General features: G+C 62.9%; 18 protein-coding genes and 1 pseudogene. 7 read left to right on the top strand and 12 right to left on the bottom strand.

Annotated features, from left to right (window positions below):
- Positions 1–264 precede the first annotated feature (264 nt).
- Positions 265–1,329, top strand: a complete 1,065-nt coding sequence (locus tag XpopCFBP1817_RS05915; protein WP_128416409.1) for an SDR family oxidoreductase — start codon at positions 265–267, stop codon at positions 1,327–1,329.
- Positions 1,330–1,531: 202 nt separating this feature from the next.
- Here XpopCFBP1817_RS05915 and lolD read toward each other — a convergent pair whose 3' ends face one another.
- The 10 genes from lolD to XpopCFBP1817_RS05865 form a co-directional block, all read right to left on the bottom strand.
- A complete protein-coding gene (gene lolD, locus XpopCFBP1817_RS05910) occupies positions 1,532–2,266 on the bottom strand; it encodes a lipoprotein-releasing ABC transporter ATP-binding protein LolD (protein WP_167393842.1) in 735 nt (244 codons plus the stop codon).
- Positions 2,259–3,500 (bottom strand): lipoprotein-releasing ABC transporter permease subunit, encoded by a 1,242-nt coding sequence (locus XpopCFBP1817_RS05905; RefSeq protein WP_128416408.1) that lies wholly within the window; start codon positions 3,498–3,500, stop codon positions 2,259–2,261. Before XpopCFBP1817_RS05905 ends, lolD begins: the two co-directional genes overlap by 8 nt.
- Before the next feature lie 5 nt (positions 3,501–3,505).
- A complete protein-coding gene (locus XpopCFBP1817_RS05900; protein WP_128416407.1) occupies positions 3,506–3,976 on the bottom strand; it encodes a YgfX family protein in 471 nt (156 codons plus the stop codon).
- Complete coding sequence (locus XpopCFBP1817_RS05895) at positions 3,927–4,175, bottom strand: FAD assembly factor SdhE (RefSeq protein WP_167393841.1); 249 nt, start codon at positions 4,173–4,175, stop codon at positions 3,927–3,929. The genes XpopCFBP1817_RS05900 and XpopCFBP1817_RS05895 overlap by 50 nt, the downstream gene beginning before the upstream one ends.
- 113 nt (positions 4,176–4,288) lie before the next feature.
- A complete protein-coding gene (locus tag XpopCFBP1817_RS05890) occupies positions 4,289–5,071 on the bottom strand; it encodes a succinate dehydrogenase iron-sulfur subunit (protein WP_128416406.1) in 783 nt (260 codons plus the stop codon).
- 16 nt (positions 5,072–5,087) lie between these two features.
- On the bottom strand, positions 5,088–5,252 hold the full coding sequence (locus tag XpopCFBP1817_RS05885) for a hypothetical protein (RefSeq protein WP_244171069.1): 165 nt from the start codon (positions 5,250–5,252) through the stop codon (positions 5,088–5,090).
- Between the two features lie 48 nt (positions 5,253–5,300).
- On the bottom strand, positions 5,301–7,091 hold the full coding sequence (sdhA, locus tag XpopCFBP1817_RS05880) for a succinate dehydrogenase flavoprotein subunit (RefSeq protein ID WP_128416404.1): 1,791 nt from the start codon (positions 7,089–7,091) through the stop codon (positions 5,301–5,303).
- Positions 7,092–7,124: 33 nt separating this feature from the next.
- Positions 7,125–7,511: a succinate dehydrogenase, hydrophobic membrane anchor protein gene (sdhD, locus tag XpopCFBP1817_RS05875; RefSeq protein WP_128416403.1), complete on the bottom strand. Its 387-nt coding sequence runs from the start codon at positions 7,509–7,511 to the stop codon at positions 7,125–7,127.
- Positions 7,508–7,903: a succinate dehydrogenase, cytochrome b556 subunit gene (gene sdhC, locus XpopCFBP1817_RS05870; protein WP_128416402.1), complete on the bottom strand. Its 396-nt coding sequence runs from the start codon at positions 7,901–7,903 to the stop codon at positions 7,508–7,510. Before sdhC ends, sdhD begins: the two co-directional genes overlap by 4 nt.
- 56 nt (positions 7,904–7,959) lie before the next feature.
- Positions 7,960–8,103, bottom strand: a complete 144-nt coding sequence (locus XpopCFBP1817_RS05865) for a DUF1674 domain-containing protein (RefSeq protein WP_244171068.1) — start codon at positions 8,101–8,103, stop codon at positions 7,960–7,962.
- 66 nt (positions 8,104–8,169) lie between these two features.
- Here XpopCFBP1817_RS05865 and ygfZ point away from each other — a divergent pair, with 66 nt between their 5' ends.
- Entirely contained in the window at positions 8,170–9,057 is an 888-nt protein-coding gene (gene ygfZ / locus XpopCFBP1817_RS05860; protein WP_128416400.1) for a CAF17-like 4Fe-4S cluster assembly/insertion protein YgfZ, read from the top strand.
- Here ygfZ and XpopCFBP1817_RS05855 read toward each other — a convergent pair.
- Positions 9,054–10,142, bottom strand: a complete 1,089-nt coding sequence (locus XpopCFBP1817_RS05855) for an ABC transporter ATP-binding protein (RefSeq protein ID WP_128416399.1) — start codon at positions 10,140–10,142, stop codon at positions 9,054–9,056. The two genes, ygfZ and XpopCFBP1817_RS05855, sit on opposite strands and share 4 nt — an antisense overlap.
- Before the next feature lie 419 nt (positions 10,143–10,561).
- Here XpopCFBP1817_RS05855 and zwf point away from each other — a divergent pair, with 419 nt between their 5' ends.
- The 5 genes from zwf to XpopCFBP1817_RS05830 all read left to right on the top strand — a co-directional run bounded on the left by zwf (position 10,562) and on the right by XpopCFBP1817_RS05830 (position 16,482).
- Positions 10,562–11,992 carry a glucose-6-phosphate dehydrogenase gene (gene zwf, locus XpopCFBP1817_RS05850; RefSeq protein WP_128416398.1) on the top strand — a complete coding sequence of 477 codons (1,431 nt, stop codon included), beginning with the start codon at positions 10,562–10,564 and terminating at the stop codon, positions 11,990–11,992.
- The gene (glk, locus tag XpopCFBP1817_RS05845) at positions 11,989–12,996 is read left to right on the top strand and encodes a glucokinase (RefSeq protein ID WP_128416397.1); all 1,008 of its coding nucleotides are present in this window, start codon (positions 11,989–11,991) and stop codon (positions 12,994–12,996) included. Before zwf ends, glk begins: the two co-directional genes overlap by 4 nt.
- Positions 12,993–13,712 (top strand): 6-phosphogluconolactonase, encoded by a 720-nt coding sequence (gene pgl, locus XpopCFBP1817_RS05840; RefSeq protein WP_128416396.1) that lies wholly within the window; start codon positions 12,993–12,995, stop codon positions 13,710–13,712. Before glk ends, pgl begins: the two co-directional genes overlap by 4 nt.
- A 141-nt stretch (positions 13,713–13,853) precedes the next feature.
- Positions 13,854–15,770, top strand: coding sequence for a phosphogluconate dehydratase (gene edd / locus XpopCFBP1817_RS05835; protein WP_128416395.1), 1,917 nt, complete (start codon positions 13,854–13,856; stop codon positions 15,768–15,770).
- A 52-nt stretch (positions 15,771–15,822) separates the two neighbouring features.
- On the top strand, positions 15,823–16,482 hold the full coding sequence (locus XpopCFBP1817_RS05830) for a bifunctional 4-hydroxy-2-oxoglutarate aldolase/2-dehydro-3-deoxy-phosphogluconate aldolase (protein WP_128416394.1): 660 nt from the start codon (positions 15,823–15,825) through the stop codon (positions 16,480–16,482).
- 339 nt (positions 16,483–16,821) lie between these two features.
- On the opposite strand, the pseudogene XpopCFBP1817_RS23535 reads toward XpopCFBP1817_RS05830, so the two are convergent.
- A pseudogene (locus XpopCFBP1817_RS23535) lies at positions 16,822–19,826 on the bottom strand (efflux RND transporter permease subunit).
- Positions 19,827–20,073 lie beyond the last annotated feature (247 nt).

The following is a 20,073-nucleotide window of genomic DNA, read 5'->3' as shown; positions in this document are numbered from 1 at the left end:
CGCATTGGCGGGTAGGAAGACGGCTGCGCCGGCAGTGGTGTATTCAGTCATCAAGGCGCAATGCAGATGGATCCATAGGACTTGCGCTGCGTGCCAAGTCGTCCCTGAGAGATTTTTATAAGTGAAGCGAAGTGTAGCGACAGGCCTGCTACAGGCTGTGGCAGACCAGTGTGAGCGAGTGAAACACGCACCATCCCGGCATGCATTCGCTTCGATTTCATGGTCGCAGCGCTATGTTCAACGCTGTCTTCAAGGAGTCACCCCATGCGTAAAGGAATTGCATTGATTGTCGGCGTGACCGGCATTTCCGGTTACAACATCGCCAACGTGTTGGTCGCCGACGGCTGGACCGTCTACGGGCTTGCCCGTCGCCCACTCGCCCAGGACGGCGTGATTCCGGTGGCAGCCGACCTGCTGGATGCCGAGAGTACCGCTAAGGAGCTGCGCGGCCTGCCGATCACCCACGTGTTCTTCTGCACATGGACACGTCGCGATACCGAGCGCGAAAACGTCGAAGCCAACGGCGCAATGATGCGGCATCTGTGCGAGGCGCTGAGCGATGCACCGCTGCAGCACATGGCGCTGGTCACCGGCACCAAGCACTATCTGGGCGCGTTCGAGAACTACGGCAGTGGCAAGGCCGAAACGCCGTTCCGCGAAAGCGAGCCGCGCCAGCCTGGCGAAAACTTCTACTACACGCTGGAAGACCTGTTGTTCGCACATGCGCAGCAGCACGGCTTCGGCTGGAGCGTGCATCGCTCGCACACCATGATCGGCATGGCCAATGGCAGCAATGCGATGAACATGGGCGTGACACTGGCGGTGTACGCGTCGCTGTGCAAACACACCGGTCAACCGTTCGTGTTCCCCGGCTCGCAAGCGCAATGGAACAGCCTCACCGACCTCACCGACGCCGGCCTGCTTGGCCGGCAGCTGGCGTGGGCCGGACTCAGCCCGGCCGCACGCAATCAGGCCTTCAACACCGTCAACGGCGATGTGTTCCGCTGGCGCTGGATGTGGGGCCAGATTGCCGAATTCTTCGGGCTTGAAGCGCTCCCCTGCCCCGAAACGCAGGCGCCGCTGGAAGCACGCTTGGGCGAAACTGCGCCGGCCGTGTGGGCCGAGATTGCCAAGCAACATGGGTTAGTGGAAGCCGACGTGAACCGACTGGCATCGTGGTGGCACACCGACGCCGACCTTGGCCGTGAAATCGAGTGCGTCAACGATATGACCAAGAGCCGCGAGCTGGGCTTTCTGGACTTCTACGACAGCCGCGCGTCGTTCCTGGAACTGTTCACGCGACTGCGTGCGCAGCGCATCATTCCCTGATGCGCAAGGTCGCCGTTACATTCGTGGCGGCGACCGCGTGTTGTCAAAGCGACGTTTGACTCGATAGCGCTTGCGAGCACCACATCGTGAGCAAGCGTGTTGTTGCAACATCCTGCCGCTGCATCCCGTCGATGCAGCGCTCACTGCAATCAGAATTTTCAGCAATGCCCAGTCGCCAGAGATTCCGATGGCTGGGCGTTGCTTATACCGCAGACGGCGCCAACTCGCGCAGCTTGCCCTGATGCAGCTCCAGCACGCGATCGAGGCGACGCGCCAGACTGCGATCGTGCGTCACCAGCACAAGACTGGTGCGCTGAGCACGATTGAGTTCCAGCATCAGCTCGAACACGATCTCCGCGGTGTTGTCGTCCAGGTTGCCGGTGGGCTCATCGCCCAGCACGCAGCCCGGCTTGTTCACCAGCGCACGCGCCACTGCAGCACGCTGACGCTCGCCGCCAGACAACTCGCTGGGCTTGTGCTCGATGCGATGCCCGAGCCCGACCGATTCCAGCAACTGCAGGGCCTGCGCCCGGGCAACCGACACCCCTGTGCCAGACAACAGCACCGGCATCATCACGTTCTCCAACGCGGTGAATTCCGGTAGCAGATGATGGAACTGGTACACGAAACCCAGCGCCTGATTGCGTAGCTTGCCGCGCTCGGCATCGGACAGCGCCGACATGCGACGCCCTGCCACATACACCTCGCCCGAGGTCGGAATATCCAGCCCGCCGAGCAAGTGCAGCAGCGTGCTCTTGCCCGCGCCGGAAGCGCCGACGATCGCAACCGTTTCGCCGGTCGCCACCGACAGATCCAATCCATCGAACACCGGCGTACGAATTTTGCCTTCGGCGTAGGTCTTGGCCAGACCCTCGGCGCGGATCACCGCCTCTGCTTGATTTGGCTGTTGCACTGCCGATTCCCGGATCTCATTCATAGCGCAGCGCCTCCGCCGGCTGCGTGCGCGAGGCGCGCCATGCCGGATACAAGGTCGCCAGGAAACTCATCACCAACGCCACCACGGTGATCACCACCACGTCCTGGGTCTGCATATCAGTCGGCAGGCCGGTGATGTAGTACACATCCTCCGGCAGCAGCTTGACGCTGAAGATGGTCTCGATCACGCCGAGGATGCGTTCCAGATTGAGCGTCAGCACGATGCCGCCGATCACCCCCATGATCGTGCCCATGAAGCCGATCAACGAGCCTTGCACCATGAACACCTGCATCACCCCCGCAGGCGACAAGCCCAGCGTGCGCAGGATGGCGATATCGGCTTGTTTGTCGGTCACCAGCATCACCTGCGAAGACACCAGGTTGAAGGCACCCATCGCCACGATCAGCGACAACAGGATGCCCATCACGGTCTTTTCCATCTTTAACGAATGGTAGAGATTGGCGTTTTCCTGAGTCCAGTCGCTCACCAGATACGGGCCATTCAACTTGATCGCAAGGTCGCGTGCCACGGTCCAGGCTTGATCCATGTCGTGCAGCCGCAGCCGCACGCCGGTGACGCCCTCCATGCGTAACACGCGCGCTAGGTCCTGCATGTTGACCACCGCTAGACCGCGGTCGATTTCGTTGTAGCCCGCTTCGAAAATACCGCTGACGGTGAAGCGCTTGAGCCGCGGCATCGCGCCCAGCGGAGTGGCCTGGGTATCGCTGAGCAAGACGACAAGGCTGTCGCCGACCTCCACGCCCAGCCAGATCGCCAGTTCCTTGCCGATGACGATGTTGTAGGAACCCGGGGTCAGACTATCGACCGAACCCTGCTGCATCTTCTTGGCCAGTACCGAGACCTTGCCTTCTTCGGCGGGAATAATGCCGCGCACGATCGCCGGCTGCTTGCGCGGGCCTTGCAGCAGCGATTCTGTTTCAATATAGGGCGCGGCACCGGCGATACGCGGATCGGCCATGGCGACCTCGACCGCGTGCTGCCAGTCGTGCATCGGTGCGCCGTCTGCGCTGACCGTGGCGTGTGCGGCCATCTGCAGCAGGCGGTCACGGATTTCCTTCTGGAAACCGCTCATGACCGCCAGCGTGGTGATCAGCACCGTTACACCCAGGGCGATGCCCAGGATCGATGCCATCGAGATAAACGAGATGAAGCCATTGCGCCGCTTGGCACGCAGGTAGCGCAAGCCGATGGCAACCGGGATAGGTTTGAACATGCGGTTCAACCAGGGAAGGGACGACATGGTGCCACTTGCGGCCGCCCGGACGAAATGGCGTGTGCCTGAGCGGCCAGACGCAGTTCACGTCGTTGCACTGCCGGCAACGTATCCGGCCAGAAATGCAGACGCTGCCGACGTGCATCCAGACGCGTCCACGACACCACCGCAATCGGCCCGCGCCATGTAACCTGCAGGCTCTGTATCTGCTCGCCGTCAACGCTGGCAGGCGTTTCGCTCCAGGGCACGACCACTTGCCGCACTGGCGAACGCAACAGCACACGAAACGATCGACCGCCGGCCAATAGCGCGTAGACAGACAACAACGCTGCCAGCCACACGGGCACCCCGCTACGCCAGACTGCCCACAGCGCGAGAACGATTAGAACGCTCACTGCGCAAACCAGCCCGCGCGAAGGCCGCCATTCAAGCCGGCATGGCGCGAATATCGGCGATGAGTGCGGCGTTGGCGGCATCGGGGCAGGCCTCGTATCCCATGAACCAGCGCCACAACTTATCGTCTTCGCAATCCAGCAGCTGTAGGAAAACAGCGCGCTCGGATTCGGAAGCCTGCGCCCAGCGTCTTTCCAGATAGCGCCCGAACAACTGATCGAGCTCGCGCATGCCACGCCGGCAGCGCCAGCGCAGTTTTTTCAGCAACGTTTCTTCGTCCATCTCACTCTCCATCTCGCCTGGTGGCGAGGGCGAAAACGACAACGGCACCAGACCATGGGCCGGTGCCGCTTTGAACCATCTCCCCGCCAAGGCGGGACATCATTGCCTTGCGATCAGGCGCGACGCGCCATCATCAACTTCTTGATCTCGGCAATCGCCAGCGCCGGGTTCAATCCCTTCGGGCAGGTCCGTGCGCAGTTCATGATGGTGTGGCAGCGATACAGCTTGAACGGATCTTCCAGATCGTCCAGACGCGCACCAGTGTCTTCATCGCGCGAATCAATGATCCAGCGGTAGGCCTGCAGCAGGATCGCCGGCCCCAGATAACGCTCACCATTCCACCAGTAGCTCGGGCAGCTGGTTGAACAGCAAGCGCACAGAATGCACTCGTATAACCCATCGAGCTTGCGGCGGTCTTCCGGGGACTGCAGGCGCTCGCGATCCGGCGGCGGCGGGGTCTGGGTGCGGATCCACGGCTTGATCGACGCGTACTGCGCGTAGAAATGGGTCAGATCCGGCACCAGATCCTTGATCACGCTCATGTGCGGCAGCGGATAGATCGGAACTTCGGCCTTGCCGCAGGCGGCAATCGCCTTGGTGCACGCCAACGTGTTGGTGCCGTCGATATTCATCGCGCACGAGCCGCAGATACCTTCGCGACACGAGCGGCGGAACGTCAATGTCGGATCGATCTCGTTCTTGATCTTGATCAACGCGTCCAGCACCATCGGGCCGCACTTGTCGAGATCGATCTCGTAGCTGTCGGTACGCGGATTAGCCTCGCCATCCGGATCCCAGCGGTAGACCTTGAAGGTGCGCTTGTTCTTGGCGCCCGGTGCAGGGTAGTGCTTACCCTTGCCGATCTTTGAATTCTTGGGGAGGGTGAACTCTGCCATAGCTGCTCTCGTTGGCTCAGGCGATGCGCGGTGCGAACGACAACCGCACCGTGCGCATGAAGGTAAAGGCGATGGATGCCACCACCGAAGTGGTGGCGCAGCGACCGGCGTACAGCCGGCACTGCTCCTGCGTCATGTCGCGATGCGACTCCAGCGATGCAGTGCTGCAGCGTCCAGACATACAGGCGGACAGAGGCAACATGCAAGCGGATCGATCCATGCGCATCGTTCAATAAACGCGCGGCTTAGGCGGGACCACGTCCACGTCCTTGCTCAGCGTGTACATGTGCACCGGGCGATACTCGAACTCGCACTTGCCCTTGTCGTCGACAGTGACCAGCGTGTGCTTCTGCCAGGTGACGTCGTCGCGATCAGGAAAGTCTTCGTGCGAATGCGCGCCGCGGCTTTCTTTGCGCTGTTCGGCCGAGTTGATCGTCGCCACTGCGTTGAGCAGCAGGTTGTTCAACTCGTAGGTTTCGATCAGATCCGAGTTCCACACAAGCGAACGGTCAGAGACCTTGACGTCTTCAAAGGTGGCGAAGATCTCGGCCATCTTGTCGACGCCCTCTTTCAGGGTCTTGCTGGTACGGAACACTGCCGCGTCAGACTGCATGGTGCGCTGCATGTTGTCGCGGATCACCGAGGTCGGCGTGGAGCCATTGGCGTGACGCAACTTGTCCAGCAAGCCCAGCGACTTGTCGCAGACATCCGATGGCAACGTCTTGTGCGGCTGGTTGGGCTTGACTGTCTCTGCGCAGCGGTTTGCAACCGCACGGCCGAACACCACCAGATCCAGCAACGAATTGGAGCCTAGACGGTTGGCACCATGCACCGACACGCAAGCGGCTTCGCCGATTGCGTACAGCCCTGGCACCACGGCATCCGGATTGTCGCCCTGCTTGCGCACGACTTCGCCGTAAAAATTGGTCGGAATGCCGCCCATGTTGTAGTGCACGGTCGGCAGCACCGGGATCGGCTGCTTGGTTACGTCCACACCGGCAAAGATGTGCGCGCTTTCGGCAATACCGGGCAGCTTTTCGTTGATCACTTCCGGGCCGAGATGGGTCAGGTCGAGCAGGATGTGGTCCTTGTGCTCGCCAACGCCACGGCCTTCGCGGATCTCCACGGTCATCGAACGCGACACCACGTCGCGCGATGCCAGATCCTTGTAGTGCGGTGCATAGCGCTCCATGAAGCGCTCGCCGTTGCTATTGCGCAGAATGCCGCCTTCGCCGCGGACGCCTTCGGTGATCAGGCAGCCCGCACCGTAGATGCCGGTGGGATGGAACTGCACGAACTCCATGTCCTGCACAGGCAGGCCGGCACGCATGACCAAGCCGCCGCCGTCACCTGTACAGGTATGGGCAGAGGTGGCGCTGAAATATGCGCGGCCATAGCCGCCGGTGGCCAGCACCACGCCGTGGGCGCGGAACAGATGCAGCGAGCCCTCGGCCATGTCCAGCGCTAGCACGCCGCGGCAGACGCCTTCTTCGTCGAAGATTAGATCGAGCGCGAAATACTCGATCATGAAACGCGCGTTGTGTGCCAGCGACTGCTGATACAAGGTGTGCAGCATGGCGTGACCTGTACGGTCGGCCGCAGCGCAGGTGCGCTGTGCAGGCGGGCCTTCGCCATACTTGGTGGTCATGCCACCGAACGGGCGCTGATAGATCTTGCCTTCTTCGGTACGCGAGAACGGCACGCCGTAATGTTCGAGCTCAATGATGGCCGGGATCGCCTCACGACACATGTACTCGATCGCGTCCTGGTCGCCGAGCCAATCGGAGCCCTTAATGGTGTCGTAGAAGTGGTAGCGCCAATCGTCTTCGCCCATGTTGCCGAGCGCGGCGGAAATGCCGCCCTGCGCCGCCACGGTATGCGAACGGGTCGGAAAGACCTTGGTCAGGCAGACCGTCTGCAGCCCCTTCTGGGCCAAGCCGAACGTAGCGCGCAGGCCGGCGCCGCCGGCGCCTACCACGACCATGTCGTACTTGTGTTCTGTGATCTTGTAAGCGGACATCGAATTATGGATTCCTGTTTGGTCGCGGGCGGCTCAGCTGAAGCCAAGCGCGATACGCGCCACGGCAAACACGCTGACAATGGCGCCCAGCACGGCGACGAAGCGCACGATGGTCTGCGCCGCAAGCGCGAGCAGCGAGTTGTGCACGTAATCTTCCATCACCACCTGCATGCCCAACTGCGCATGCCAGAACGAGGCGATCAGAAAGCCGACCAGCAGAATCGCGTTCCATGGTTTAGCCACGGCAGCGCTGGCTGCAGCGTGGTCGGCACCGATCAGGCTCAGTACGAAGATCAGGAACCAGATCGACAGCGGCACCAGTGCGGTGGCGGTCAGGCGCTGCACCACAAAGTGTTCGGTGCCGGTCTTAGCAGCACCCAGGCCACGCACGTTTTTCAGCGGGGTACGGTAGCGATTCATACGGCACCTCCGGACAGCAACACATACGCCCAGATGGCAGCGGTGAGCACAAAACTCAGAATGACCGACAGCCAGCCAAGGCTGACGAACGAACGCACGGCATAGCCCTGACCGAAGTCCTGCAGCATGTGGCGCAATCCACCAAACAGGTGAAACGCAAAGGACCAGGTCCAGCCGAACAGGAAGACCTGGCCGTACCACGCCGAGGCGTGTTCGCGGAAACAATTCCAGTGGTCAGGGCCAAGCATCAATGTGAGCAAGGCGGCGGCAATCACCAGGGCGCCGATGGACAGTACGATGCCGGTGGCTCGATTGAGAATCGAGGTAACCATCTGTATCTGCCAGCGGTACACCTGGAGATGCGGGGAAAGAGGACGTTCTCGGATCGCCATTCGCTTGGCTCGTTATCTCGGCTGGGCGGCACTAGGCCGCTGTGGCTAAAAGCTGCTCAAAAATCGATGCAGCGTCCATTTTTTTCCCAGTCGCCGTAGCGCGTTGGCTCAGGGCCGTCGCGCCCAGCAATCTCATTGGGCAGTGGCTGCTTCTCGGGAATGTGCTCCTTAGAAGAAGGCTGCGTCTCGGAATCCTGCACTGGGGTGGGGGTTGAATGGCCTATCATAGTGGTCTCACAACATTACGATTTTAGTCCTCCCCTTCCGTGGCTGACAACCTGAATCTTATTCCGCAGGGTTTTGGCTCCCTGCACAGCATGCAATACGTCCGCTTGATCGGGACGGATGCAGTGGCGTTCGCGCATGCGCAATTTTCCAACGACGTACAGGCGCTGGCGGTTGGGCAGTGGCAGTGGAATGCGTGGTTGACTTCGAAAGGGCGCGTGATTGCCATCTTCGCACTCTTGCGAGAGGACGATGCAAATTTGCTGATGCTGTTGCCCGATGGCAATGCGGCCGAGATCGCCTTGCAACTTGGCCGTTTCGTATTTCGGCGCAAGCTCAAGATCGATGCTGCAGCGCTGTATGCACATGGCGGATTCAAAGCGCCGCAGCGCGCGCAAGGTGCGAATGCCGCTATCGGAACGCAGCGTATCGAATTCGACATGGGCACCACTGCCCTGCCGCGCACGCTACTGCTGAATGCCGAAGAAGCATTGGCGGCGGAAGCATTGGCAGCGCCTATCGAATTACCGAGCGGGGATGTTGAATGGCGCCGCGCCGATCTGCAACTGGGATTGGCGCGGCTGCCCGATGCACAACGCGAACAATGGACGCCGCAACAGTTGGCGCTAGATCGCCTGCACGCTTTCAGTGTGAAAAAGGGCTGTTATCCCGGCCAGGAGATCGTCGCGCGCACGCACTTCCTGGGTAAAGCCAAGCGCGCCTTGCAGCTGCTGGAAGTCGATGGCCTGATCGATGCGGGCGGCGCGGTCACGCTGGATGGAACGGCCATCGGCACGCTGGTCAGTGTGGCTGGTGACCTGGCGTTGGCGGTGCTGCCGTTGGAACTGACATTGGAGGCTGGGGCCACATTGCAAGTGGGCGCGCACAGCGCACGCCCACTTGCCATTACACCAGGATTGGAGCGTTAAGCCGGATCCAGCCGCTCACCGGTGGCAGGGCCGAAGAAGTGCAGCGCTTCGCCACGCAGCGCCAGGCGCAGTGGCTGACCGATCGCCGGCAACGCCTGCGGCGCCACGCGAATAACCAGCGGCTGCCCACCACGGTCGAGGTTGAGGAAGATCTCGTTGCCGACCGGCTCGATGACTTCCACCTTTGCATCGAAGCCCAGCAGCGCATCCTCAGATGGCTGCAGATGCTCCGGGCGCACGCCGACGATCAGGTCACAACCGAACCAACTGCGATCCACCCGCGCCGCACCCAGCGGCACGCGCCAGCCGTCGGCCATGACCAGATGCAGGCCGTCCTGCTCGTCCAGACGTCCCTGCAGCAGGTTCATCGCCGGGCTGCCGAGAAAGCCGGCCACGAACAGATTGACCGGGCGCTCATACAGCGCCATCGGGCTGTCGATCTGCTGGATCACGCCATCCTTGAGCACCACGATGCGCTGGCCGAGCGTCATCGCTTCGACCTGGTCGTGGGTGACGTAGATCATCGTAGTGCCGAGCGTGCGGTGCAGCTGCGCAATCTCGGTCCGCACGCTGTGGCGCAGCTTGGCATCCAGATTGGACAGCGGTTCGTCGAGCAGGAACACCGACGACTCGCGCACCATCGCCCGGCCCAAGGCCACGCGCTGACGCTGGCCGCCGGACATCGCTTTGGGCAGCTTGTCCAGCATCGGGGTCAAGCCGAGCAATTCGGCGGCGGTATCGACGCGTGCGGCGATGACCTGCTTCGGATGGCCGCGCAGCTTGAGGCCGAAGGACAGGTTCTCGGCCACGGTCATATGCGGATACAACGCATAGCTCTGGAACACCATGGCGATGTCGCGATCTTTCGGCGCCACGTCGTTGACCACGCGCTCGCCGATCTTCAGCGTGCCAGCGCTGATGTCCTCAAGCCCGGCGATCATGCGCAGCAAGGTCGACTTGCCGCAGCCGGACGGACCCACCAGCACCATCAGCTCGCCGTCGGCAACTTCGAAGCTCGCACCTTGCACCGCGACCTGGCCGTTTTCGTAGACCTTGCGGACACCTTCCAACTGCACTTTCGCCATCTTCGGCCTCAACGTAAGTTGTACGCCCTGCCCTCGGCGCTCCCGACGGCAGTGACGCCACATGCGTCTGCAAGGAAATCTCCTGCAAACGGATGCATTGGTTTATTCTGACATGTAATCGTTTTCACATGGCAACATCAATCTCGGGAAGGACCACGCCGCCACTTACCCAAGCCGCTGTTTCAAGCGGTGCAGCCTACCGTGCGAGGCCCGGCATTTCGCCACGCATGTGCAGGTATACCGCCGCAGCGCTAACCGCTGAGCGCCACTTGCTGCAACAATCGGGGATTGGGTGCGCGTCCATCCTCCGCTGAGCGAACGCCAGTGTCGCTCAGGAACAGACGTACTGACCGCCGGCTGTCCGGCGCCTTTCCGCCAAGCTGCTGATAACGATGTCTCCAGAATCTGAAATTCGGTCCATGCACAACACCCTGATCCTGTTCGGCGCCACCGGCGATCTCGCCCAGCGCTATCTCTTTGCTTCCCTGCTGCGACTGTTCGTCGACGGCCTGCTGCCGGAGGACTTCCGTATCCGTGCGCTGGCGTTGTCGCCGCACGATACCGACGCCTTCCGCGAGGTGCTGCGGCCGCGTCTGACTCAGGCCTTGCCGATCGCCACGCCCGAACAGATCGAGACGCTGCTGCAGCGGGTCGACTACCGCTCGGTGGATCTGCGCGATGCCGAGTCGGTGGCCAATGCCGTGCGTGAACTGGCCAGCCGCCAGTGCGTAAGCTATTTGGCGATTCCGCCGGGCCTGTACATCAGCACCTGTCAGGGCCTTGCCCTGGGTGGCGCGCTTGCTTCGCCGCATCGGCTGATGCTGGAAAAACCGATCGGCCACGATTCGGACAGCGCCCGCGAGATTCTGCAGTCGATTGGCGCGCTGATCGACGAAGACCGCGTGTTCCGCCTGGACCACTACCTGGGCAAGGCGGCGGTGCAGAACCTGATCGCGCTGCGCTTCGGCAACACGCTGCTGGAGGCGGTGTGGAACCGTACTTACATCGAGTCAGTGCAGATTCTGGTCGCCGAAAGCGAAGGCGTGGACGGGCGCGATGCCTACTACGCCCGCTCCGGCGCACTGCGCGACATGGTACAGAGTCATATCCTGCAGCTGTTGTGTCTGGTGGCGATGGAGCCGCCAGCTTCGCTGGAAGCGGACCGCATCCGCGACGAGAAGGTCAAGGTGCTGCGCGCATTGCGCCCGATGACCGCCGAGCATGCCGCCCGCGATAGCGTGCGCGGCCGGTACACCGCCGGCAGCATCAATGGCCAGCCAGCGCAGGCCTATCACCCGCCGGAAGGCAGCGACGTGGAAACCTTCGTCGCGGTGACGGCGCACATCGACAACTGGCGCTGGGCCGGGGTGCCGTTCCATCTGTGCACCGGCAAGCGCTTGGCCGAACGCGCCACACGCATCGTGGTCACGCTCAAGCCGGTGACGCATTGGTTGTTCGAGCGCCCGGACCGGCAGAACGCGGTGCCCAACCGCCTGACCTTCCAGCTGCAGCAGCGGGAAAACATCGAGCTCGGGCTGATGAGCAGCCTGGCCGGCCCGGAATGGGGCGCGATCGAGCTGCAGCCGCTGGAACTGGAACTGTCGGTCCCGACCGGCCTGCATCGCCGCATCGCTTACGAGCGTCTGTTCGTGGACGCCTTCAACGGCAACCCGGCGCTGTTCGTGCGCGACGACGAGGTCAAGGCTGCCTGGTCGTGGATCGACAGCGTCAGCGATGCCTGGAAAGACGCGCAGTTGCCATTGCAGCCCTACCCGGCCGGCAGTTGGGGTCCCGATAGCGCGGCGCCGTTCCTTCCCCCGGCCACCGACATACAGGGACACACCGCATGAGCGCTCCTTCCAAGCCGGTGCTGGTCGCCGATATCGGCGGAACCAATGCGCGCTTCGCGCTGGCCGACGTCGATGCGTCGCTGCCGCTGCTGGACGACACTTCGCGTGAATTTGCGGTGGTGGATTTCGGTTCGCTCGGCGAAGCCGCACGTTATTATCTGGACCAGATCGGCGTGCATGCCACCCAGGGCGTGTTCGCCGTGGCCGGCCGCGTGGATGGCGACGAGGCGCGCATCACCAACCATCCGTGGGTGATCTCGCGTTCGCGCACCGCTGCCATGCTGGGCTTCAGCACGCTGCACCTGATCAACGACTTCGCTGCGCAGGCCATGGCGATCAGCCTGCTGCGCCCGCAGGACGTGGTGCAGGTGGGCGGCGCCAGCTGGCGCCCGGCGTCGATCGATCAAGCGCGCAATTATGGTGTGATCGGCCCGGGCACCGGGCTGGGCGTGGGTGGTCTGATCGTGCGCAACGGGCGCTGTTTTCCGCTGGAAACCGAAGGCGGCCATGTCAGCTTCCCGCCGGGTACACCGGACGAAATCCGCATCCTGGAGATTCTCTCCGAGCAGTTCGGCCGGGTCTCCAACGAGCGGTTGATCTGTGGCCCAGGCCTGGTCAATATCCATCGCGCGCTCAGCGAGATTGCCGGAGTCGACCCGGGCCCGCTACAGCCCAAGGACATCACCGCGCGCGCCGCTGCAGGCGACCCGCGTTCGTCGCGCACCATCGATCTGTTCTGCGCCATTTTCGGTGCGATTGCCGGCGATATGGTGTTGATGCAGGGCGCCTGGGACGGCGTGTTCCTTACCGGTGGGCTGGTGCCCAAGGTGCTGGACTCGCTGCAGCATTCCGGCTTCCGCCAGCGCTTCGAACACAAGGGACGCTTCTCCGCGATCATGTCGAAGGTGCCCTCGCTGGCAGTCATGCATCCGCACGCCGGCCTGCTCGGCGCCGCCGCGTATGCGGTGGATGCGCAGCATCAGCATCCAGGGGAGCAGCGATGATTTTGCAGAACAACCCGCGCATCACACTGCTGCGCTACGAAGACCCGGCCGAATGGACAGAGGCAGTGGCCAACGAGATGGCCGACCTGCTGGAACAGGAGATTTCGCGCCGCGGTCAGGCGCGCATGCTGCTGTCCGGCGGCACCACGCCGGCGCCGGTGTACGAATCCCTCGCCCACCTGCCGCTGGATTGGTCGCGGGTCGAAGTGGGCCTGGTCGATGAGCGCTGGCTGTCACCGCAGGATCAGGACAGCAACGCCTGGCTGGTGAATCACAGCTTTTTGACCCATGCACCTTCCGCGACCTTCATTCCGCTGGTGCGCCCGGGCAAGCAATTGCCCGAGTGTGTGCACACCGCCAATCTGCAGGCCACACATGTCGAACCCGCCTGCCTGGCAGTGCTGGGCATGGGCGGCGACGGGCATACCGCCTCGTTGTTCCCAGGTTCGACCGACCTGACCAAGGCACTGGACAGCCCCCAGCCGTACGCGTCCTTGGACGCAACCGGCTGCCCGGGTTCCAATCAGTGGCCGTTGCGCATCACCCTGACGCCGGCCGGGCTCGCTGCCATCCCGACCCGCCTGCTGTTGCTGCGCGGCAAGCAGAAGCTTGACGTGCTGCAGGCCGCCTTGGCGGGTGAGGATGTCAGCGAGTACCCGATCCGGGTGGCGCTACAGCAGCCGGGCCCGACGTTGCGGGTGCATTGGTGTGCTTGAGTACCAAACTTTCGCAGCGTTGTGCTGATGCACGTGTTGTCGATGCAGTCGTCGATACGAATCGTCGACGCACGTTCATCGCAAGAACCCGCACATCCGTGTGCGGGGATTCAAATCCCCCGTTTCTCTAGCCGGTAGCCAATGAGCCTGCATCCGAACATCCAAGCTGTCACCGACCGTATCCGCAAGCGCAGCGCTCCATCGCGCGCGGCGTATCTGGCCGGTCTCGATGCCGCCCTGCGTGAGGGCCCTTTCCGTAGTCGTTTGAGCTGCGGCAATCTTGCGCATGGGTTTGCCGCGTCCGAGCCGACCGACAAGTCGCGTCTGCGCGGTGCAGCCACGCCTAACCTCGGCATCATTAACGCCTACAACGACATGCTGTCGGCGCATCAGCCATTCGAGCATTACCCGCAGCTGATCCGCGAGACCGCGCGCGCGCTCGGCGCCACCGCGCAGGTCGCCGGCGGCGTGCCGGCCATGTGCGACGGCGTCACCCAGGGCCGCGCCGGCATGGAGCTGTCGCTGTTCTCGCGCGACACCATTGCCCAGGCCGCGGCGATCGGCCTCAGCCACGACATGTTCGACAGCGTGGTGTATCTGGGCGTGTGCGACAAGATCGTCCCAGGCCTGTTGATCGGTGCGCTGGCATTCGGGCATCTGCCGGCCTTGTTCATGCCGGCCGGCCCGATGACGCCGGGCATTCCGAACAAGCAAAAAGCTGAAGTGCGCGAGCGTTACGCTGCTGGCGAAGCCACCCGCGCCGAGCTGCTGGAAGCCGAGTCCTCGTCCTATCACTCGCCCGGCACCTGCACGTTTTATGGCACCGCCAACTCCAACCAGGTGTTGCTCGAAGCGATGGGCGTGCAGTTGCCCGGCGCCTCGTTCGTCAACCCGGAACTGCCGCTGCGCGATGCGCTGACCCGCGCCGGCACAGAGCGCGCGCTGGCTATTTCCGGATTGGGTCAGGACTTCCGCCCGTTGGGCCGCCTGATCGACGAGCGCGCCATCGTCAACGCCGTGGTTGCGCTGATGGCCACCGGCGGTTCGACAAATCACACCATCCACTGGATCGCGGTGGCGCGCGCGGCCGGCATCGTGTTGACCTGGGACGACATGGATCTGATCTCGCAGACCGTGCCGCTGCTGACCCGCATCTACCCGAATGGCGAGGCCGACGTGAACCGCTTCCAGGCCGCTGGCGGTACCGCATTCGTGTTCCGCGAGCTGATGGACGCCGGCATGATGCACGACGACATCCCCACCGTGGTCGAAGGCGGCATGCGCGTCTATGCCAACGAGCCGCGTCTGCAGGATGGCGCAGTGGTCTATGTGCCCGGCACCGCGACCACCGCCGACGACAGCGTTGCGCGTCCGGTCAGCGCTGCATTCGAATCGCAAGGCGGCCTGCGCCTGCTGCGCGGCAACCTGGGCCGTTCGCTGATCAAGCTGTCGGCGGTCAAGCCGCAGCACCGCAGCATCGAAGCGCCGGCGGTGGTGATCGATACCCCACAGGTGCTCAACAAACTGCATGCCGCCGGCGTGCTGCCGCACGATTTCGTCGTGGTGCTGCGTTATCAGGGCCCGCGCGCCAACGGCATGCCGGAACTGCACTCGATGGCACCGCTGCTGGGCCTGTTACAGAACCAGGGCCGGCGTGTGGCGCTGGTCACCGACGGCCGTTTGTCCGGCGCCTCGGGCAAATTCCCGGCCGCAATCCACATGACTCCGGAAGCCGCACGCGGTGGTCCGATCGGGCGCGTGCGCGAAGGCGACATCGTGCGCCTGGACGGCGAAGCCGGCACGTTAGAAGTGCTGGTCTCGGCCGAAGAATGGGCATCGCGCGACGTCGCACCGAATACGACGGTGGCCGGCAATGACCTGGGGCGCAACCTGTTCGGCATCAACCGTCAGGTTGTCGGCCCGGCCGATCAAGGCGCGATTTCGATTTCCTGCGGCCCAACCCATCAGGACGGCGCGCTGTGGAGCTACGACGCCGAGTACGAACTGGGCGCCGATGCGGCGGCCGCAGCGGCACCGCACGAGTCCAAGGACGCCTGATCTCACTTCCTTCTGAGCGACCGCCTGGCGGTCGCCGTCTACCGGAGTTGCAATGACGATTGCCCAGACCCAGAACACTGCCGAACAGCTGCTGCGCGACGCCGGCATCCTGCCGGTGGTCACCGTCGATACGCTGGACCAGGCGCGCCGCGTCGCCGATGCGCTGCTCAGAGGCGGCCTGTCCGCGATCGAGCTGACCCTGCGCACCCCGATCGCGATCGAAGCGCTGGCCATGCTCAAGCGCGAACTGCCCAACATCGTGATCGGCGCCGGCACCGTGCTGAGCGAGCTGCAATTGCGTCAGTCGGTGGATGCCGGCGCGGACTTTCTGGTCACCCCGGGAACTCCCGCGCCGCTGGCACGCCTGCTTGCCGATGCGCCGATTCCCGCAGTGCCTGGCGCGGCCACGCCGACGGAACTGCTGACCCTGATGGGCCTGGGCTTTCGCGTGTGCAAGTTGTTTCCGGCCACCGCCGTGGGCGGTTTGCAGATGCTCAAAGGCCTGGCAGGTCCGCTGTCCGAACTCAAGTTGTGCCCCACCGGCGGCATCAGCGAGGCCAACGCGGCCGAGTTCCTGTCGCAGCCGAACGTGCTGTGCATCGGCGGCTCGTGGATGGTGCCAAAGGACTGGCTGGCGCAGGGCCAGTGGGACAAGGTCAAGGAAAGCTCGGCCAAGGCTGCGGCGATCGTGCGGCAGGTGCGTGCGGGCTGATTTCTGGGGGCCGCATTCAGCGAGTTGAGAAGCCGGGTTGCTGTGGAAAGCTGGTTGGCTCAGGAAAGCTGATCAACTGGCGATTTTAGTTTTGATTGAGGAAAGCGTGGTTGGCTGGCGCTTTGATTCTCTGCGTGGGAGCGGTCCACGGGCGCCAGGGCAGGACACGCCGTGAACCCATCCATGGGGGTTCTTACACGACATCCTTGTCGTGTAAGGTCCTACCCCGGCGCCCGCGGACCGCTCTTCGAATGTTCCTGTGTTGGCGGAACCGAGAGCAGCGATTGCCGTGAGGCATGCTCGACATACGCCATGAGAGACTTCAGCACGGTTGACTACTCAAGACTCCAACGCAGCGCTCGCAAGCGGCGTCTTCGGCACACCACGCGCACATCGCACCAGCGCTGCTGCGCCGTTGCTCATGTCATCGAGAATCGCGTAGATCGTTGGCAAAACAGCAGACTCACCACCGTCGAAAACGCCAGGCCGCCCGCAATCGCGCGGGCCATCGGGAAGTACGGTGGGCCCGGGAAGTACGGTGGGCCGTCGCTGAACATCGTGGTGCTGGTCAGCCAGATCGGCACCATCGCCAGGATGGCGGTGCCCCTTGTCATCGTGGTTGGCCGCAAGCGCTCGCGTGAGCCTTCGATCAAGACCTGCGTGCGGCCCATGCCGCGGCGGCGCAGATTGTTGATGTGCTCGCTCATCCCGATGCCGTTGTTCACCACCACGCCCATCAGCACCAGAATGCCGATGAAGGACATGATGCCGAACGAGGTACCGGTGATCCAGAACAGCCAAAATACACCGAAGATCGAAAACAACACACCGCTCATGATCGCCGCAGGAAACAGCAGCGACTCGAACACCGCCGCCATCACTACGTAGATCATCACCAGATTGAACACCATCTGGCCCATCACCTCGCCATCGTCCTGGTAATCGCCGCCGTCGAAGGTAAGCTGTAGCCGGCCGGAAAGCTCATTGCCTTGAGCGGCTTCTCCATCGCCGCACGCGCCTCGGGCACGGTGACCTTGTCGGCCAGATTGGCTTTGATGGTCAGCGTGGTCTGGCGATTGGGGCGGCCGATCTGCGTTGCGGCCGGGCGTATCTGCACGTCCACCAGACTGAGCAACGGCACGCCGCGCCCATTCTTGGTGCGTACCGTGAAGCTGGCAAGATCCTCAGGCTTGCGCTGTTCGGCGCCGGTAAACCGTACCCACACCGGCACCGCGTTGTCGCCGCAGCGGAACTCGCGCAGACGCGGATCGCCAACTCGCTGGTACGGCCGCCGGTATCCGCATGCATGTCGCGCAATTCCTTGCGCTGTGCAAGCAATGGAATCACCTCTTCAGCCAGCGCCTGCAATACCTGAGTCGAATCGCTGACCAACTGCACCTGCACACCTTGGTTGCCGCTGCCGCCAGCGCCCTGATTGCCGATGCTGTAATCGGCACGCGCCGAACGCGGCAACGCCTTGCGGATGTGTTCCAGCAATGGCGGCAGGTCTTTGACCTTGCTCGCATCGAAAGTCACCGTCGTGCTGCTGCCTGCCATCTCGCTGAACCACGAATACAATTGGGTGATGTGGTACTTCTTGCGATTGGCTTCCAGGAAATTTTCAACTCGCCCGACCTGCTCGCCCAACTGTTCATGCGTGTACGAGCCTTTCCATTGGTACTGGATGAAGGCCTCGTTACCGCCATCGCCGCCGAACATGTCGACCTTGGTCAGCTTCATCGGCACCAGGCTGATCGCACTGACCAACACGATACCGGCCACGCTCCAGCCGCGATGGGCCAGCGTCCATGCCAGCACCTTGGCGTAGCGGCGCTGCAGCCGCGCGATCACACCATGCTTGGAGGCACCATCGGCGGTGTCTTCATACGCGCGGACAGCATCGGAATCAAGCTGATCGCCAGCAGCCACGAGGCCAGCAACGACACCGAAATGGTAATCGCGATCTGCGCCATGAACATGCTGATGTTGTTGGTTTCGCCGAACAGATTCGGCACGAACACGATGCAATGACACAGCGTGCCGGCGCTCAGCGCGATCGCCACGCTGCGTGTGCCCAGCAAGGTCGCCAGCTGCGGTTGGCCCGGCATACGCTCGCGTTCCTGGTAGATGCTTTCCACCACCACCACTGCGTTGTCCACCAACATGCCGACCGCCAGCAGCAAGCCCATTATCGTCAGAATATTGAGCGTGACGCCGACGAAATACATGAAGCCCAGCGTGATCGCAAAGCAGATCGGGATCGCCAGCATCACCATAGCGTCGAGGGCCAATGCCGCAGGAAGAAGAACAGCACCGTGATCGACAACAGCAAGCCCACCGCGCCGGCTTCGGCCAGTTCGGCCAGCGACGAGGTCACCGCCTTGCCCTGGTTGTCGATCACCTTGACCTGCACATCGCGAATCGCAGGTTCGGCGCGGATGTCTTCGACTTCCTTCAACGCGGCCTTTGACACATCCACCAGGTTGGCGCTGCGCTCCTTGTAGACATCCAGACCGATCGCCGGGCGCCCGTCCAACCGACGTCCGTAATTCATCCGCGTCGGCTTGAGCCGCAGCTCGGCAAATCGCCCAAACGCAGTCCTTTTGCGTTGAGCACCAACTCGCGCAGCTCCTGCAGGTCGCGTAGCTCGTCGATCGACTGCACGCGAATACGCTGGCCGTTGTCGTCGATCTAGCCCGCAGACACCGAGAAATTGAGCTTGCTTAGACGCTTGCTCAAGTCATTGAGGCCGAGATATTGCACGGTCAGCCGGTACGGCGCGATGGCGATCTCGACCTCATTCGGCGGTGCGCCGGCGATCTCCACCTTGGCTACGCCGGGGTTACGTTTGATACGCCGCTTGAACTCGCGGTCGAGCATGTCGTAGGCGCAGGTCAAGTCGGTCTGGCTGGCCAGGCGCACCTTGAGCACCGGCTCGTCGCTGCTTGACAACTTGAAGATATGGAAGCGCTGCAGATCCTCCGGAAAATCATCGCGAATCGCATCCATCCGCTCACGCGCGTCGGATGCGGCTATGGCGATATTGCGGTCCCAGTCGGAGAACTCGATGAAGATATTGGCGCCGTCGGCGGTGGCGGTCGAGCGCGTGCGCTTGATGCCGGTGATCGTCGCCAGCGCTTCCTCGGCCGGACGCACCAGGTTACGTTCCACCTCGTCCGGGTGGAGCCGGTGGACGGCAAGTGCACGAACAGGAACGGTGCGGAAATGTCCGGCAGCGCTTCCAGCGGCAGCCGGAACGCGGCGATCAGCCCCACCACCACCAGCGAGACGAAGCACATGATGGTGGTGACCGGGCGACGGATACTGAAGGCGGCAACGCTCATAGCGCCTCCAGTCCGTCGGATGTCCCGATTGCCTGCGCACGCTGCACCGCCCGCCATGCGCAGGCCACGCTCCAGATAGTAGGCATCGGCGCAACGATCCAGCAGAACGTACACCACCGGGATCACCAGCAAGGTCAGCAACGTGGACAACTGTTTGATCCCAGGTGTTGATGGTGCACTCTTTTCACTCGAATGGAAGCAAGCACAATGGGCCAGGTTCTACATGGGAGCGCCACTACGACTGAGG

This window comes from Xanthomonas populi (assembly GCF_002940065.1).
Classification (GTDB): Bacteria; Pseudomonadota; Gammaproteobacteria; order Xanthomonadales; family Xanthomonadaceae; genus Xanthomonas; species Xanthomonas populi.
This window is presented reverse-complemented; position numbering and strand designations above follow the sequence as displayed.